The sequence below is a fragment of the Bacillus sp. BB51/4 genome, from assembly GCF_008368845.1.
Taxonomy (GTDB): Bacteria; Bacillota; Bacilli; order Bacillales; family Bacillaceae_G; genus Bacillus_A; species Bacillus_A wiedmannii.
In genome coordinates this window covers 32546-50281 of the sequence record NZ_QOSC01000023.1, presented here as the reverse complement: position 1 = coordinate 50281, position 17736 = coordinate 32546, and the positions used below count along the sequence as shown (strand labels likewise).

General features: G+C 31.6%; 17 protein-coding genes. 5 read left to right on the top strand and 12 right to left on the bottom strand.

Annotated features, from left to right (window positions below):
* Positions 1–8: 8 nt before the first annotated feature.
* The gene (locus DN392_RS26770) at positions 9–1772 is read left to right on the top strand and encodes a hypothetical protein (RefSeq protein WP_255448095.1); all 1764 of its coding nucleotides are present in this window, start codon (positions 9–11) and stop codon (positions 1770–1772) included.
* A 229-nt stretch (positions 1773–2001) separates the two neighbouring features.
* Here DN392_RS26770 and DN392_RS30545 read toward each other — a convergent pair whose 3' ends face one another.
* The 6 genes from DN392_RS30545 to DN392_RS26745 all read right to left on the bottom strand — a co-directional run bounded on the left by DN392_RS30545 (position 2002) and on the right by DN392_RS26745 (position 7824).
* The gene (locus DN392_RS30545; RefSeq protein WP_175495718.1) at positions 2002–2175 is read right to left on the bottom strand and encodes a hypothetical protein; all 174 of its coding nucleotides are present in this window, start codon (positions 2173–2175) and stop codon (positions 2002–2004) included.
* A 20-nt stretch (positions 2176–2195) separates the two neighbouring features.
* Positions 2196–3140 (bottom strand): tyrosine-type recombinase/integrase, encoded by a 945-nt coding sequence (locus DN392_RS26765; RefSeq protein ID WP_149238139.1) that lies wholly within the window; start codon positions 3138–3140, stop codon positions 2196–2198.
* Positions 3141–3306: 166 nt separating this feature from the next.
* A complete protein-coding gene (locus DN392_RS26760) occupies positions 3307–5001 on the bottom strand; it encodes a hypothetical protein (protein ID WP_149238138.1) in 1695 nt (564 codons plus the stop codon).
* A 25-nt stretch (positions 5002–5026) separates the two neighbouring features.
* A complete protein-coding gene (locus tag DN392_RS26755) occupies positions 5027–6139 on the bottom strand; it encodes a dsDNA nuclease domain-containing protein (protein ID WP_149238137.1) in 1113 nt (370 codons plus the stop codon).
* 404 nt (positions 6140–6543) lie between these two features.
* Complete coding sequence (locus DN392_RS26750) at positions 6544–6873, bottom strand: YolD-like family protein (protein WP_149238136.1); 330 nt, start codon at positions 6871–6873, stop codon at positions 6544–6546.
* A gap of 15 nt (positions 6874–6888) precedes the next feature.
* Entirely contained in the window at positions 6889–7824 is a 936-nt protein-coding gene (locus DN392_RS26745) for a DinB/UmuC family translesion DNA polymerase (protein ID WP_255448097.1), read from the bottom strand.
* Between the two features lie 293 nt (positions 7825–8117).
* Between DN392_RS26745 and DN392_RS26740 the strand changes: the two genes are divergently transcribed.
* The 3 genes from DN392_RS26740 to DN392_RS26730 all read left to right on the top strand — a co-directional run bounded on the left by DN392_RS26740 (position 8118) and on the right by DN392_RS26730 (position 12925).
* Positions 8118–8540: a bleomycin resistance protein gene (locus tag DN392_RS26740; protein WP_149238134.1), complete on the top strand. Its 423-nt coding sequence runs from the start codon at positions 8118–8120 to the stop codon at positions 8538–8540.
* 644 nt (positions 8541–9184) lie between these two features.
* Positions 9185–10108, top strand: coding sequence for a trypsin-like serine peptidase (locus DN392_RS26735; protein WP_149238133.1), 924 nt, complete (start codon positions 9185–9187; stop codon positions 10106–10108).
* A gap of 279 nt (positions 10109–10387) precedes the next feature.
* Positions 10388–12925, top strand: a complete 2538-nt coding sequence (locus tag DN392_RS26730; RefSeq protein WP_149238132.1) for a WD40 repeat domain-containing protein — start codon at positions 10388–10390, stop codon at positions 12923–12925.
* A gap of 204 nt (positions 12926–13129) precedes the next feature.
* On the opposite strand, the gene DN392_RS26725 is transcribed toward DN392_RS26730, so the two are convergent.
* Positions 13130–13375, bottom strand: coding sequence for an IS3 family transposase (locus DN392_RS26725; RefSeq protein ID WP_149238131.1), 246 nt, complete (start codon positions 13373–13375; stop codon positions 13130–13132).
* A 389-nt stretch (positions 13376–13764) separates the two neighbouring features.
* Positions 13765–14157, bottom strand: a complete 393-nt coding sequence (locus tag DN392_RS26715; RefSeq protein WP_255448092.1) for a Y-family DNA polymerase — start codon at positions 14155–14157, stop codon at positions 13765–13767.
* Positions 14158–14585: 428 nt separating this feature from the next.
* Here DN392_RS26715 and DN392_RS26710 point away from each other — a divergent pair, with 428 nt between their 5' ends.
* Positions 14586–14810, top strand: a complete 225-nt coding sequence (locus DN392_RS26710; protein WP_002187909.1) for a helix-turn-helix domain-containing protein — start codon at positions 14586–14588, stop codon at positions 14808–14810.
* Position 14811: 1 nt separating this feature from the next.
* Here DN392_RS26710 and DN392_RS26705 read toward each other — a convergent pair whose 3' ends face one another.
* From DN392_RS26705 to DN392_RS26690, 4 genes are all read right to left on the bottom strand, one after another.
* Positions 14812–15429, bottom strand: coding sequence for a replication-relaxation family protein (locus DN392_RS26705; protein WP_149238130.1), 618 nt, complete (start codon positions 15427–15429; stop codon positions 14812–14814).
* The gene (locus tag DN392_RS26700; RefSeq protein ID WP_149238129.1) at positions 15368–16549 is read right to left on the bottom strand and encodes an FtsK/SpoIIIE domain-containing protein; all 1182 of its coding nucleotides are present in this window, start codon (positions 16547–16549) and stop codon (positions 15368–15370) included. Before DN392_RS26700 ends, DN392_RS26705 begins: the two co-directional genes overlap by 62 nt.
* A 100-nt stretch (positions 16550–16649) precedes the next feature.
* On the bottom strand, positions 16650–16835 hold the full coding sequence (locus DN392_RS26695; protein ID WP_002107213.1) for a hypothetical protein: 186 nt from the start codon (positions 16833–16835) through the stop codon (positions 16650–16652).
* Between the two features lie 7 nt (positions 16836–16842).
* Complete coding sequence (locus tag DN392_RS26690) at positions 16843–17133, bottom strand: hypothetical protein (protein WP_033714602.1); 291 nt, start codon at positions 17131–17133, stop codon at positions 16843–16845.
* Positions 17134–17736: the final 603 nt, after the last annotated feature.

Below are 17736 nucleotides of genomic sequence, written 5' to 3'. Positions count from 1 at the left end.
AGAAAGAGGTGGATTACACCTCTCTTTTTTATTGCATAAAGCAACAAGGAATCATCTCTTTAGATGTTTTAGAAGATGTAAGATACTCAACTATCACTGATCCCTTGCCAATGGGAGCAAAGGCAAGCGTGGAAATTAAGTTCACAACAGAAATTTGTAAAGGGACTGAACCAATAATGACAACATCAGAAATTAGAACAAAATTAACACATGAAGAAACAATTAAATTCCTTAAAGATTTAATGGATAAAGACATACGTATAACTCAAAGATTCTTACAAGAAAATGGATACCATAGTTATTTGAATTACATTTCAAGATATATGGGAGGTTTAACAAAAGCAAAAAAAGAAATCGGATATGTGAAAAAATCAACTAAATTACACAATGATGATGAAATTTATACACTATTAAAAAAATTAGACTCAGAAGGAATAAACATAAATTCCCGTTATCTAATTAAAAATTACAAAACACAATATAGTCACATTAGAAATAACATGGAAGGCTTAACAGAAACATTAAAACAATTAGGGATAAAAACAGTAGTGAAAAGGGAAGGAATTAAAAGAACAAAAAGAAAATGGACTAAAGAAGAAGTTATTTTAGAAATGAAAAAATTCATTGATAGTGGTGAAAAATTAAATTCAACAAATATAATAAATAAAAACGGTAGTTTGTATCATGCATGTGTAAATATTTTCGGCTCATATAAAAATACAATTGAACATTTGGGTATTAATTATAACGATATATCACAAGTTAAAAAACTCACTCCCGTAGACATACAAAACGAGTTAAGAAATCTATATGAAAAGGGTGAAGATATATCATCTCAAAACATGCAACAAAAATATAGAAATTTGCATGCAAGTTGCCAACGCGTTTTTGGTTCTTATAAAATTGCTATCGAATCAATAAATTTAAACTATGATGAAATCAGAAAAACAAAAACATGGTCAAAAGAAACAATTTTAAATGAAATTAAATCACTACACGATAAAGGTGAAGATTTAACCTCCAAATACGTTTCCGAAAAATACAATGAATTACATCACGCATGTAAATGGTATTTTAATTCTTATGAAGAAGCGGTTAAACAGGCTGGAATTGACTATTACAATATTACAAAAAGAAAAGTATGGTCTAAAGAAAAAGTGAAAAATAAATTATTAGACCTTCATAATGAAGGAATCCGTTTAACGCCTATGTATTTAATTAACAATCACAGTGAAGTATATAAATCTTGTGTGAATTATTTTGGTTCATACTATAACGCTTTAAATGAATTTGGTATAGATTATACATCAATCATTATGGACAACCCACTTGAAAGAAACAAAGGTCTGATACTAGAAAAGATTATAGAAAAAGTTTTTGATTGTTTATCAGTTACCTATATAACACAAGAAAGAACACATATAAATAATGATGTTTGGATTATACCAGACTTTAAAATAAACGAAATGGACAATAACTTACACAATTTATTTAAGTCTTCACCTAATCAAGAATTATGGGTAGATTCAAAATTATCCTATTGGACATGGTTTACATCAAACACACATAACAAATACAAAGACCATTGTGAAAAGTTAGTCTTTATCTATTTAAGAGGACATGAAAAACCAGAATACATTAACGATAAGATGACAAACATATGTATATTTGAACTCTTACCATATATAAAAGATGAGGAAAAACGCAACGAAATAAACATTGAATTACTAGAATTGCTAGAAGACAATCAAAAGGAAATAACTAAAATATAAAAAGAAGATTTATATCTAAACGAATGTAACGGAAAGGAAAATACTTTCTCATACGGATTCTTTATTCTCAATTGATTTCTCCTACATATTAATCTGAATTAATGTAGATAATAATTTAAAGTTATTTATTCGAAATGACTAAAAGTTTGCAATTAGACCATAAAAAAAGAGTCCTAATAATCAAATACTCTTCTTTTTATGGTTATTTGATATTATCAAGGTTTTTAATTCACACACGCTTTTCAATCAGTTGAATTTGAAAAATATCACTGTCATTAATACCAAGCACCTTCATTTCCTCTTTAAATGAACGCCAGGGTTCCACTTTAATAGATTTTATACTTTTATCCCGCAAAGTATATTCTCTTATATAATATGACTTTTGTTTTATGTTTTTCTTCATACAACCTTCTCCTGTTATTATTAATTGATGTAATCATAGTATCTTTTTAACGAAAGCTTAGACTTAAAACCTACCTGTTTTATTATTTCTCCCTCTAAAACTTCATTTTCAATTAGCCGTAGGATGAAGGTATTCCGTAGATGTTGTGCTGAAATTCCTTTTCGTAAATTCGCTCTTTCAACTTCAAGTCGGATCATTTTTTGAACAGCAATTTCTGTTAAAGCCTTGGGAGCATCGTTGTCATATGACCAATGATAAGTTTTTCGAATAAAATCGAATGCTACGAATAGTGGATCATTGCTATGATATTTTGGACGAACAGGTTCAGGAATAGTTCTATAATAGTTAAATAATATCTTTTTATCATCTTCAGTTAAAAGAATTGCTCTCTCTATACCCACTATTCCTGGTACTAAGATCGTGTTGTTTTCAAAATGGACGTGCTTCATCTGTAAACCTACAAGTTCTTGTAAGGACAATCCATTATTAATGAGTAAATGCACAACAGCAATGTTACGCTCCATAAGTACTGGACGAACGGATCGTTGTTTTTCTGTTAATCCTTCTAATGAGGTTAAAATGTACTTTAACCTTTTTTCTTCCGCTTTAGAAATAAAGTCTTCATCACGTAACGCACGATTAGGCTGAACTACAAGATTCATATCTTCCATTGGATTGGGTATGTCTAAATATTGATAAAGTCTACTTAAAACAATATAAACACGATGTATCGTTTTATCCGAGTAATTTCGTTGCTTCTTTAAATTATTAAAATACTCTTCATAATCCTCTGTATTAAGTATCATCCATATATTGTGGAATGGAAGCTTTTTAGATTTTTGCAACCACTGACCAAAATCTTCAATATCATAGGCATAGCGTTTAATTGTAGAAGGTTTTCTTCCTTTATCTAATAAGAAAGAAGAAAAATGCTGTACTGTGTCTTGGAACTCTTTTGTTGGCATAACCTTATCATCCTAATTTTTTCTTTTAGTATATCAAATTTAAAATAACTTAAAGTATACATGCTCTTCTATAGTCCTTTAAAAATCAAATTTTTTAAAAGATTTTATAATAATAAAATACAAAAAGAACCTCTTACAGGATCTTTTTGTATTTTTTAATTTCACCTTATGAATTGGATAATGAAGAATAGGCAAGTATATCTTTTATTTCTTCTAACACGGCATTGTATTCTTCTGCTTCTAATAACTGATGTTCTTGGGTAAAGTTAATCATTTCATAACTACCTTTAATATCGACACTAGGTTTATCTACAACAGCTAATATTAATTGTGAACCTTTTGGTCGTTCATTAATAATAGCGTTTAACATTTTATTTAAATTTTCTTCACTTTGATCTTGTTGATTTGGAGAATCGATTACGATAGGACAAAAAGTTGATGTTGAATATTTCTCAATTAATTTTAATATACTTAAATAATAAGAAAGTAGAGCACGCGGTTGATGACTCCCTTGTTCTTTAATTTTAGTCTTTAAATTATCATAAGAATTTGATGAAATATTTTTCACATTGAGTTTCTCAAGAAAATAATTCATGTAATTTATATATTCTGTGGTAATTTCTGTTTTACGTTTTGTGGATTGGATTTTCCTTTTTTGTTTTTTTAGATCATCCAATTCTTCTTCCAGCATTTTTATTTGTTCTAATTCCTTATTTAAGTCTTCTTGAATTTTAGTTTTAAATTGGTAAGAACCTTCTAGACTTATTATATCTTTTAATGTTAAAGCTCCTCTTTTTGAAATCAAGACATTATTTAAAACTTCTTTTTCTTTAGCTTTTTCTGTAAAAATTTGATTTGTTTTTGTAATATTTTCATCTACAAGTTCTAATTTAATAGCAATTTCATTCAATAATTGGTGACACTTAGCTTCTGTTTCAGCAGCTTTTAAGCGTGCCGCAAAATTATCTTCATGTTGTAAACCGCATGTTTTACATTTACTATTTATTTTACTATAGTCAACTTGGACTCCCTTTAACGTTTTCTCAATAGATTTTTTTCTCTGCTTTAAGATTAATCTATCATTATAAAGTTCTGTAAGTTGTGCTCTCCACTCATCTTCTAGTAATTGTAATTTCTCTATTTCTTTAATAAGAGAGTTAATTTCTTTTTGAAAGTTATCTGCTTCAATGTTAAATGTTTGGCTATCTCTTAATTCTTTATCAAATCTGTGAAGAGCATATTTTAAGGACTCATATTTTTTTTTGGTCTCATTCTTTTGAGATTGCTTTAAGGACATCTTGTTAGACACTTCAAAAAATTCATCTGTAAGGATACCAGAATGATACTGAATTACGATGTCTTGCCAATTAGCAAACTGTGCTAAATTTTCAAAAGAAGACCACTCTTGATTCCAACTTTTATCTTGATCTATGTAAAACGGTAAGAAAAAATAAGCAGGGGGTGGAATTATTTCTTTTTTGTTTCTGTTTGGCAAAGTTAATCTGTAACCCAACAATTTCGCCATCTCAGGTGCCAATTCTTCTGTTACTTTATTCCAGGACCCAATTAACTGTTTGGAATCATTAAATAATGAATATTTATTTTTATTTTTGACCATCGTGTATTCTACGTTTTCTAATATAAAGGTGAGAACGTTTACGACCTCAAGATTCTTCCATGAGTTGTGGAACCGTACTTCCGCGCCTAAAGTATTATAAAGGCTCTTAACAATGCTTGATTTACCAGTTTTATTTAGATTATCACTATATAAAACCGTTACTTCAGAATTAAATACTATTTTTTTTGCTTTTTTTTCTTTAAAAGATATCAATTTAAGTTCTTTAAAAATTAATTTTTTCATGTTATCCTCCGTAAAGGTTATTAATTTATATTTTAAGTGTTGTATATTGCATCAATATTAATGCTTGTATATCATATTTATTAAATAATTCATCAGGATATTCTTTATCTAATAATGAATATTCCTCATACACATTAATAAGCAGTTCATAAACACTAGAACATTTTTTTAAATTTGTTTTTAATAATTCATTAATTTCGTCTTGCAGGGTTGAAACTAGTGCTAATTCATTTGCCAAAATTCGCACTTCCCATTCTTCCCATTTACTTTCTAGTTGTTTTAAATCATACAGTGTCAACTTTTTAGTTGCACTTAGTTCTTCATTGATTGTTTTCCATGCAGCAGTTAAATCATCTTTGGGATTTAACTGATTTATGATGGACTGGACCTTACTCTTTGCTAAAGACTTATGGCTTATGAAATCTTCTAAAGAATGAAATTCCATTTCGCAATCATTCCGTAACTCAATTTCACCATATAAAAATTTATAAAACAAATCAGGATTTATTTTATGATATCCCATTTCTTTTAGTACTTGAGATGATTTCCCAACCGCATGTTCTTTACTTTCTGTAAGGCTTAAAGGCGTAATGTATAAGAAAGTGTGATCAAAAACATCACTGCATTCTGTTATATTCATCTCTTTTTTTAAGCTATTTTCGACCTTTTCCTTTTCTTTAGGACATATTGTTGAAAAAGGAATTTGTATAGCTGAGGAATCCTTGGTATTTTTTTCATCTTCTAGTTTAATGCTGTATGCTTTGTTGGAAACAAAATTTAATGATTTAGTTTCCTTTGGGAAATTCAATTTATTTTTATAAAGTTTTCCCAACATAGAGTTCAAAATTTCTTTATTTTTCCCTTCCGTAAATTTAATTAATGCTGGGAGTGTCCAATTTGAGCTACCCACACTCTTGGTTTTTATTTGATAAAATTCAATTTTCTTGGGTTCGATCTCTGAATCCAGCACAAGTACATCATCATGATAATCAAGAACAATTGAATAATCTAATTTATTTTTATGTAATTCGAGAATTTTTATTAAAGTCCAATTTTTTTGGAAACTAAAACGATTTGCCGATCGAGAACCACTATTTTCAGGTGGTTTAGTGGAAAATATTTTATTCAATGCGTCCATTTATTTTTTACCTTCCTTATAATGATATCGATTAATTTCATTATAAAAAGGAATTAATTTTATTACTAGCCTTGTATAATGAGATAACACATCGTATTTTACATTTTACTGAGTACTTATGAACGGAAAATAAGTCTCGTTCTTTCTGAAAAATTGAGGAAACTACTTAGATGTAATCTATTAATATAAGACACCTCATACATATTTCACTAAATTAAAGGGCTCAATTCTTGGTTTTTATAAATCAAAAACTTCAAAATAGAAAAACACTTTCATACATTCAATGTAAGAGCTTTTTCAACTTCTTCTAGGTGTCCCATATTGGCTCCCTAGAAATAAAATAGAATAAGTCCCACTGTATCTTCACTTGTACGTTTTAATATACTACCACCCTATTTTTCAAATTATATATATTTTATATTTGTAATATAATCTGTAGATATGTGTAATACCTTATTATCTTTATTAATAACTCTTAACTCATTTTTAGATATATCATAATAATGAATATAACCAGTTTCCATTTGTATTTTTTTCTGTTTATAATAGGAAATACTTACTTCTAAAATTTCAGATAATGCATGATACACAACAGCATTTATAGCTTCTAATTGTTGTTCATCTAAAATTGGCATTGGAACATGATTTTGTTTTTCATATAATTCATCCAATCCCTCAAATTGTTCCTTTATTGCGGAAAATGGAACCCATCGCATCATACCTCTATCAATCATAATCTGTATTCCTCCTTATGCTTTATGTCCACCTATTTTTCCGTTTCTTTCTCTTTGTGTAGCCCCTTTAATATAGCTAATTCCACGCATAATTGAATTTTTACCATATCTATGCCGGATTCCGTCCATTGTCTTTGCTAATTTCCTTTTAGTATCTTTTTGGGAAGTATCTTCGAACAGTGACATTTGAATTGCATCGTCCCTGGTCAAATTTTTTAGTGTGATGTGTATTTGGCGCACCGGATGACCAGAGTGAAACTTTTTTAATAAGCTTAAACAAGCAGCGTAGACATCTTCCGTTAAACATGTCGGTTGATCTAAGGTAATCGCTCGTTTAAAACCTCCACCGATGTATTTGCTATAGCCTATAGAAAGCTCAACAGTACGACAGCATTTATCTATAGATCGTAAGCGAAAACAGGTTTCTTCTATTTGTTCTAGAAGAAGCATTTTTAATTTTTTGGGGCTAAAACAGTCTTCTAACAATATTTGTCCTTTTGTTATAGAGGTACTTTTAGGAATGTATTTATTTGCAATCCGACTCTCATCAATACCATATGAGAAGCGATATAACTCTTCCCCTTTTACTTTGCCAAACCGCTTAATTAAATGCTCTTTAGGCGTTTTTGCAACATCCTTTAAGGAAAATAGCCCCATACCGTGTAATGCCTCTTCAGTAGCTGTTCCGATTCCCCATACTTTGTGTAGAGGCTTGATTTCCCATAATTTTTTCGAAACATCCTCGTATGACCACATGGCAATCCTAGAGCTTGAATGCTTACTTTCCACATCTAGAGCAACCTTCGAGAGAAATAGGTTAGGTGCAATTCCAATAGATGCAGTTATACCCGTTGTGTCATATATCTCTTTTTGAATTCTTTTAGCAATTACAATTGGATCACGTCCGAAAAGGTGCGCTGTTTGTTGCATGTCTAAAAAGCATTCATTAATTCTGTTGTCAATATTTAATTAGAATTTGTAAACCATTCAATTGCATAAATTCTATAATTCTCAAAAACATTTCAGATATCTCTAAAATGAAAATTTCATATCACTACCACAGTTATTTTTAAGAATTTATTGCATTTGTGTAGAGATAATAAAGTTGTTTAATTTATAATAAAGTCCTTTAAAAAATAATTAAGTTGTTTACTTCTTATAGGACTAACGAAGTAGTTTAATGGAAGAAGAATTTATAGTAAGTGTTATAATAATCAATAACTTAAACAAAGGGGGAAGCATTTTTGCACAAACTCAATGCATTAATACCAGAGCTATCAGTTTCAGATATAGAGCAAAGTTTAAATTTCTATTCGGAAATTCTCCTGTTTAAAATTGAATATCAAAGACCAGAGGATAAGTTTGCTTTACTGTCTTTAAATGACTGCCAGATTATGATTGAAGAAGTAAATGGTCATTGGAGTACTGGGGAGTTATCTTATCCCTACGGAAGAGGAATTAATTTTCAAATTATCATAAATGATATTGATCCACTATATGATAGTTTGAAAAAGAACGAGTATCCAATTAAATTTGATATTCAAGAGAATTGGTATAGAGCTGATACTAAATTAAAGGGACAAAAAGAATTTTTAATTATGGACCCTGATGGTTATCTATTAAGATTTGTTCAAAATTTAGGTGAAAAAGATGTTGAGGCAGATTAAGCTATGTAAAATAGGATGAAAGTTTAGTAAATGGAGCAAGCTACTTTTTTCAATAAGGGGCATTAGTTGAAGAAGAATTAACCAACTTTATTATTTTTATAAATTACAGGCTACAACAATTAAATTTAGTTTTAAATAACTTTAAAACCACCTACAAGTTAATTTTAGTAGGTGGTTATTACATTTCTTAGACTAAAATTAAACAACTTTATTGTCACTGAACAGTATTTTTTTCTTTTTGGGGCACAAACAATTTCTTAAGTGGATGGGTATGTAATTTGTTCCCCATCGCTATCAAGCCTAAACTCATACAGTGTCAATTATAATTGAGATTGTAAAAAATTCAAGGGAAATATCAAACGTGACAAAAATATATGAATATTACACTGCACAGTATGAAGATCCTCATATAGTTCCTCCTATGTGAAGTATTTCGCTATTTTTTTATAAAAAGTTAAACTATGTTTCAAATCCACAGCAGATGTTGTTTTTATAAAATCTGACTTTCACCTTAAATTTATAAGTTGGCCAAAATAGAATATGTCTTTATTTTTGCAATGTTATTGATAATCTGTATGGAATTAAAGAACAAAGATAAGACTATGTTTTGAAAAATAAAAAATAACTAGGCGGTGTTCACAGTTATGAATGATTTAATTGGAAAACAATTAAAAAAACAACAAAAACACCCTTTATCATGGTCCAATGAAGAACATGATACGAATTTTCGTATTTTTTTATCAAACTATATAAAACAACAAAAAAAGAAAAATGGAGATAAGAATACGAAACCAGGTGTTCCGTATATAAATATATCATCAATTTGCGGAGAAGATGACCGTACTGAGACAAGAACAATCGATATTAACAGTCCGAATATTAATAGGGCAACTTGTAGCCTTGCAATCACTAGTTGTGATGGAAGAAAAGTGTCCTTAGGCACCGGATTCTTTATCGAACCACGTAAGGTAGTTACTGCCGCACACTGTTTGTTCTATGATACTTGGGCAGAATCAATTCTTGTTCGACCTGGATTATATAGAGAGGAAAATGGAACCCTACACTTTCCTTTCCGTGGGGACTTTGCAGAGCAAATAAGAGTTCCAAAAGAATGGTGTAATCGTGAAGAAAACAATTTTGATTATGATTGGGGCTTAATTACACTTTCAACAGAAGATTTATATAATCGTGCAGGTAGGCCATCGTTAGAGTTGTGGGCAGCAAATAATGATGAACTTAGAAATCAAAATTTTTCTGTTTGGGGGTATCCCGTTTTTAATATTGACAGTAACCCTCCAGATCTAGGTCAATTTCATTCAGCATATGAGCAATTAGAAAATATAGGAGAATATATATTGGGAGGTTCCCAAGACCTTATACCTGGTAATAGTGGAGGACCTTTGGTGTTGGATGATGATGTTAGGGTACCAGGTATTGTTTCTCACGAATATACGAATTGCTCTAACCCTAATGGATTTACACGTATCACAGAAGAAGTAAAAGGAATACTAGAAAGTTTTGAACCTGGTAATGGTGGTTCTACTGCTCCATGTGACGTTTGTGAATAGGAATTTTGGATAGAATTCTTTCTATAATAAATATGCATCCTACAATGTAATAGAGAGAACAGTTCATAAGGGTGGATTAGCCCATCAAGCTAATCAAACTAGTTGCACCAAAACAAAAGTGTATATTTTCTGGAGATATCAATTCTCTTATTTTGGAGGTATTTGTATTTCTTAGCTTAATGGCAATGTGGTGCTCCCCTCCTCATCAAAAATATAATAATGAATAATTGGATACAATAAAATAACATTCATTTATTTCTATAAACCAGGAGGTATAACATGGATTTTGAAAGACACTATGACCCGTATAGTACTCTAATAAATGTAATTGATGTTGAAACAGGTAGTATTAAATTGCAATTTCACGAAAGTAATGATGAGTTATTTAAACATGTTGCAATTACTAATGATGGTCGAACTGCTGTGAATTTCGGAGATCATGTCATCATTTATGATATCAATGGGAGAATCATAAATGATATACATTATTCATCTAGTGTCTCTTCTATCGACGTCTATTCTGCAGATAAAAACCTATTAGCAATTGGTACATATGATGGCATAATTGACATAAGAGATATTGATACTGGCTTAGTAATTAAGAGTTGGCAGACACACTATACATCCTTTAGTTCACTCCAATTCGACCGAAATTCTGGATCTCGTTTATTGTCTTATGATAGTAACAACACAGTACAGGTTTGGGATTCAATTTCAGGTGCTCCGATTGGTCCGGAATATAAACATGACGAATATGGTTTCGCAGATCCCGTACTCTCGTTTGATGGAAACAAACTCGCATTCGTGGAGTCAAATAAAATTCATCTTGTAATAGTTGATACTGGTGTACCTGCAACATCACCAATTACTTATGAATATGGAAAATTAATTAGTATGAATTTCAATCCTAATGGAGAAGAAATTATTGCATCTTATTCAGGTATGCCAATGCTAGGATGTTTACCTTCTGGTGAGCAACAATTAGATATTGTAAGATGGTCTACTAATAACGGAAATCAAATAGGACGTACTTTTGAGGGCAGAGAAGGAAACCACATAGGCTCATCTAATGACATGTGGTTTTCTAATGTTACAAATAATTTAGCTGTTTCGACCTGTTCTAATTCTACAGGGATATTGATTTGGGATTGGAACACTGCTCTTATCAAACACTATGTTTCGCCTTCAGCTGAATCGCGGGGAGACCAATCTCATATTTCCACAAATGGACAAACTCTTGTAGTAGCAACTCAAATATATCCAGAAAATATAAGAAATGAAAAGAAGCATGAGAGTCCGTCACAATTTAATAGTTTGGATTCATTCACACAAAGATCTCGGGCTATCTCTTCAGATTTGGACGAAATTACAAATACAGTTCTAGAATCTGTTGTAGAACCTGCTCCTGTCTGTGCAGGTATTAGTGTATGGAATATCGCTGATGGGATTGTTTTAGGACTTCAGAATAAACTTAATGTGAGGTATCAAGTACCTGGATATCCTAACTTACTACTTGGTATAACAACATCACATATGCAACCGTTAGAAGTACTTATTGACCAGGATTTAGAAAAAATACGCATTAATCTACCACTTTATATTGATATTTATGCTAAAAAAGATGATAACAATTCTTCATATCGTATAAGCAGGACCCGTGCATCTTTTACAATATTAGCAGAGCCTTCTATTGTTGTAAGTCGGAGGAATGTTGCTCAGCGCCTCCAACTTGATTTTGATGGTTCCACGTTAAATTCTAATTCAGGAACAGTAATTTTTGATTTGGCTGTGATACTTGGAGAATTTGGTAGTGATTCTAACCTAAATCAATTTATAGAGGAAACAATCAATACATTAGTTAACGGAACAGAACCTGGAATTGCATTGTATTTTTCTGCATTAATAATGGATGCTACACTACCTGATAGTTGGAACCGTGCACGTGAATACGTACTTCTATTCCTAGGTTTCTCCTTTGAAAATGTTACAGTTAAGATAGGGAGAAACTCAGAGGACGTGGGGTATATTTTCCCTATATTTACCCTACTCAGTTTAAACCAACCACCAAGGTGTGTGTGCAAAGAGAACTTAAATATAGTAAATCCTCATAACTTAGTTAGTCAATCTGATCCACGAAGATGGTGCTCGTTAGCGTTTAGTGAGGATGCTCTTAATGAAATTACTAATCCACACCGAAGTTCTGGAGATCGAAGTGGAACGTCCTCTGGAGGCTCATTATATTGGGAAGTCGATTCCTATTTCAGTTCAGAAATCAAAGAGATTCAAATTAAAGATGATAAAATAATCGCACCAGTCGATATATTTGCAGGTGGTCACTTTTCTGCAGGGTTACGTGGGAAAATCTTAGGTCATAAATTTGATATTATACGTCAAACAGTAGGGTTAGATATTTCAGTAGAGCATATTCAAACTGAGTGGAAATTTGATATTATTTCTGATTTTACAAAAACCGGAGTCACTAGTGCTGTACTTAGTCCAAAAGTAATTATTGAACCTGAAAATGTTCATGTAACACCAGATACCGATTTAGACGACCGCCTTGATCAAGCGCTGGGGTGGGCAATAGATTGGTTCTTATCTTCTTATGTTTCACTAATTTCTTTAGCAGTTCAAAACGTAGCGTTTCTGGAGTTTATCTATGATATATACAATAATGAAGGACATGATTTTCATATCAGTAATGCAGAAAGTAGTCTTTTTGACCGTTCCTCTCTTGTAATAACAGTAGAATTAAAACTTTGTGCATGTGATTCAGAAGCAAATTGTGGTGATAATGTATCTGTATCACCTATGTAGACGAGATCAATATTGGTTGAATCAAGAAAGGAAAAAATTCTATAACAATTTCATTCGCGGGTGCCACTATATCAATAGGTTTAGTACCACTTTGCATTAAATAGGTAGTACCACATCGACATCAAGTTAACATTTTGAAGTAACTGGTTTTCTTAAGTTGATGGATATGTCTTACCCCCATCAACTAGACAGCTATAAAAAAGACTAAGCAGCCATCGAGACTCGATATTCAATCGGATCCCGATGGTTGCTTAGTCTTTTTTGGAATCCTTTGTAGTTATATTGAGAGATGTATGTTTCAATTGCTTGAATCAGCTCTCCATTTGTTTGATAATAATTGAAAGAAAACATTTCAAATTTAAAATGAGCGAAGAATGATTCAATACAAACATCGACATCGCATTTTCCTTTGCGCGAGTGGCTGCCGATGGCACCTAGCTGTTTAAGCAAAGACACTTCCTACAGATTTGGGTACTGCTTTTTTAAGTAAGTCACCGGTACCATGGAGTATTCCAATTTCTTTTAAGTATCGTAAGTACCTTAGCATAGAATAAGCATATCTTTCTCCAGTTAAGTAACTATTGATTTACAACAAATCAAGCCATAAACAAACATCTGGAATAGGTATTCCATCCTCCACAATTAAATACCTTAAATTTTTTCCATTTTAGGCTTTCTTTACTTTTAGCCCATACATCCTTCTTCAACCACCCTCTCAATAACCACCTATATTCTAAAATACTATTTATAGTTTACAAACACCTAAAAAGTAAACGATTCTAATCCATTTATTTTATAAAGATAATGCAAAAAAAGTTAACCATTCCCTATAGTTAACTTTAATATAACAGAACATCTATTGAATAAACGTGTAGATCCTCTAATGCTACATACTTTGTATAAATTTCTGTGATTTGATTTGAAATTTCAACAAATCTTCTCATTGTTGCATTTACGATAATTATATTTGGATCTTTTGGCATTTCATATAATCTGGTTGCTGTAGAAATGCCCATTTTTTTAAGTTCGGGAGTGGCAGCAAGCACGATAGATCCTTTTCTATTTACATCACCAACAACAGCCAATTTTACTTTTAATGGATCTAATCCTCTCATGACACACGCACAACTAGCAAAAAATGAACACAGATCAATGCAGTAAATCATTCGATTCATACACTTTGAATAATCAAACATCGTTTTAGCCTCCAAGAACAGAACGTTTGTTCTCATTATAAACCTATTGTTTTGCCTTATACAACCATTTAGAAAATATTTTTTTATTATCAATATGGTACGTGAAATTATATATATGATTCTTCAATCTTCGACGACTCAACAATATGATATCTCTTAATTTATTAAACTTGTTTTCATTGCTCCATAAATTAAAAAAAGCCTAAACCCTTGTGTATCAATAGGTTCAAGCTTTTAATTTTATAGGAATACCCTTTGCAACAAGTTGCCATTAGAATAGTATATCAGCAACTTGTAGCTACTTATATGAATGCTAGATTCCTCAAAATTATTACATATTTTTTTATTTTTATTTCTTATTCAATAATATGCTCAACTATTAATAAAATTCCTATTTTCAGTGACTTTTAAAAAATGGGATTATTGGACAAACTGTAAGTAAAAAACATAAGGAAGTGAATTTGATGAATTGGTATTCTAAACCTAGATCAGCTTTAGGGCGTTTTTTAGATAGACACAAAATTACACAAGAAGAACTCTCTTCAAAAAGTGGTGTAACTCGTTCTACTGTCAGTCGATTGTGTAGTTTGGACAGCGTATCACCGACAACTAAGAATTCAAATCGCATTATAAAAGCTTTAAGGAACTTAACCGGAAAAAGTGTAGATTCTACTGATTTTTGGGCGTGAATTAACTAAAAACATCTTCCATCACAAATGTTCTCATAAATACATTTTGCTTTATAGCGTATTGTTCTAATTTGGATTGCCGATAGTCTGATAATGTGAAAAAGATAATTACTGGAACAATAGCATTCTGTCTTTTGTAGATATCTGTTATATGGCCATATAACTGTATTTTATGTTCGTTTGCCTTCATATGTTGCAATCGATCTATTTCAACGAAATGGGGAACATTATTTTCAAAATACGTTGCGTCAGGAATAATCTGATACCGTTGACCATTGATTGAAAACTCTATAGCTCTTTCTGTTTTCCATTCTGGAAATCCTAGCCACATCCAGCCTTCGTTTCTCATTAATATGTGTTGTAATTGACTGCTTTTCTTTACTTCCCTTGTAATTCCTAATAAATCACGCCCTTTTTTATTTAAATAATATACATGCTCACGAGCTATTTTAGTAATATGACAATACAGCGTCAGATCCTTTAATACACGATTTGCATTTCGAATACTTCCTAGGCAGTGGATGGCTTGCAATTGCCTCCTGGTTGCAAAATCTAACTTACTCAAAGTAGATAAAATCTCGATTTGTCTCGCTTTCTGTTTGAGCGTTTGATGCCTCATTTTGTTTCACCACCTTGTATTTCTTCAGTAACTTCCACATGTCTGTATCCTTTAAATAAGGTACCTGGATTTCCTCTGTACGATCTGTTTTAAACAATGCTCTTCCTGGAAGAGACGGCAAATCCTCGAGTCCTGATTCATCCAAAGCAACTTGTGAAGCGACCGTCGTTGGTAATCGAAAGCCTATTTTCGCATCAGCATTTTGTTTAATTTGTCTTGGCAATGTATCAGAGGTTGGATATTGCGTACAAAATATGAGCCGGAATCCTAAACCACCTCCGATTCTTGCGATTTCAGATAGCATCTCCTGACACATGAATAATACATCACGTTGTTTCTTAGGTAATCCTTGTGTCGGACAAAGATTTGCTCCTTCATCTACTATGATGAAGCAACGTTCTCTAATTGATGTGTCTATGATATTGGTAAAATAGGACTTCTTCATCATTTCAATCTGTTTTATCATCTTTTCGCGTACTCTCCCCAACATCTCTAACGCCCGTTCCGGGTTTTCAGCCACTTCTACAACTTGGGATAGATCTTTATAAGGACTAAATTCTAGCCCTTCTTTCAAGTCGATAATATAAAATTTTACGTGTTGAGATTGTTGCAAAATTAAACTAGTCATCACATTTTTTAAAAATACTGTTTTTCCAAACCGTGTCATACCCGACACGCACATATGCGGTGTTTTCTCGAAATCATGATACACATGTTTATCTAACGCTTTCCCCATCATAACTCTCCATGTATGCTCTTTTAACAGATCCCTAGACCAATTCCACATTTCAGGGATTTGTCGCTTAAATACGCGAATATAAAGCTCTCTTTGATGGAACGATATTTTAACAGGTTTATATAGACCTTCTTCTAATACTTCCGCTAACTTTTGGATTAGTTGACTAGGTACACCAAGTGGTAACTTGTAAACATAATTCATACTTATATCATCTTTAATTTCTTTTATAAAAATGGGGTATTGTAATTCACCTTTATGTTGAACACATACCTTTGTAATTTCAAAAAACGTTGCAATTTTTTTCTTATCACTCGGTCCATTACTTTGGTAAAAATAAGCTACAGTTATAAAGGTTGCTGGGATTAATAAAAGTGACAACATTCCCTCCATACCTCCTTAAGGTAGTTGAGCCTGTATGGAAGCTTAGAAAAAGTGGTTTAAGATGCGCTATTATAATCACCTTCAACTACCAGATGTAATACTAACGCAGAAACACATCTAGTATATCCATTAGAACGTACCAAACACTCCCAATCAACAAGCATTTAAGACCCGCACGTAGCAACCAACCTGGAAGATAAAGACCTTTCTTCTTCAGCAATTTTATTCCTAAAACTGAAGCTCCGGTCACGCCATATACAATCCCTAGCTCTCCAATGATTGTCATGTTTATCTCATCCTTTCTGTTTGATAGATAAATTCCCCTTCCGATCTCTATAAAGTTGATAATCATCCAGTAGCTCATTCCATGACAATGCATGTTCTTCGCCGTATAACTCCTCCTCAATTTTTTGACTTAAATAATAGTAACCTCGGTATTGTTGGTCCAGGTATACTTCGTGACGTAACATATGCTCTTGTATAGCGCATATGTTTTCTTCATTTTTATTAGCTTTGTACATTTGATTCAATGTTCGAGAAGAATACAGATAAGGTGTACTATACAGCATTTGATATTGACTCATATGTCTTCACCATCCATATAGATTTCTAGATACACTAAATACATATGATAATGATACGGATTTTCGAATTTGTCCCAAAAAAAATACGTCATTCCTATTTTGGAATGACATTCGACAAAAATCTTAAATTCTTTGAAACTGTGCTAATAATAAGAAAACCACCCTTTCTTCCGCCGTTGCAAGCAGAAAAAAGGGTGGTTTTCTTAAAAATAAATGATAATTGATAGAGACCACTTGACGGTAGCAGTTATCAAAAGAGGAGCACATGTTGGTAGCATGTTGCTCTCTTTTTTATTGTAATATTTTTTTAATCAGTTATATACCAGATTAAAAAAATATTGGTTCCTAATTTATTCCTTTTATAAGTGGTTCGAAAGTAAAATCAAAAATTGTAACTTAATCTTTTCAGTTATTTTAGTAACAATGGAATTGAAGAGTAGTTAATAAAATCTAATATAAATATATATCTTATATATATTAAAAATATAAAGATAAAACTTATATAGGACCGGCAAATGTATGTATATCCTTACTGTAACATAGACTTTTAACATCTCAATACGTAAAAAATCATAAATGGTAGAATCTTACAACGGAAAAATA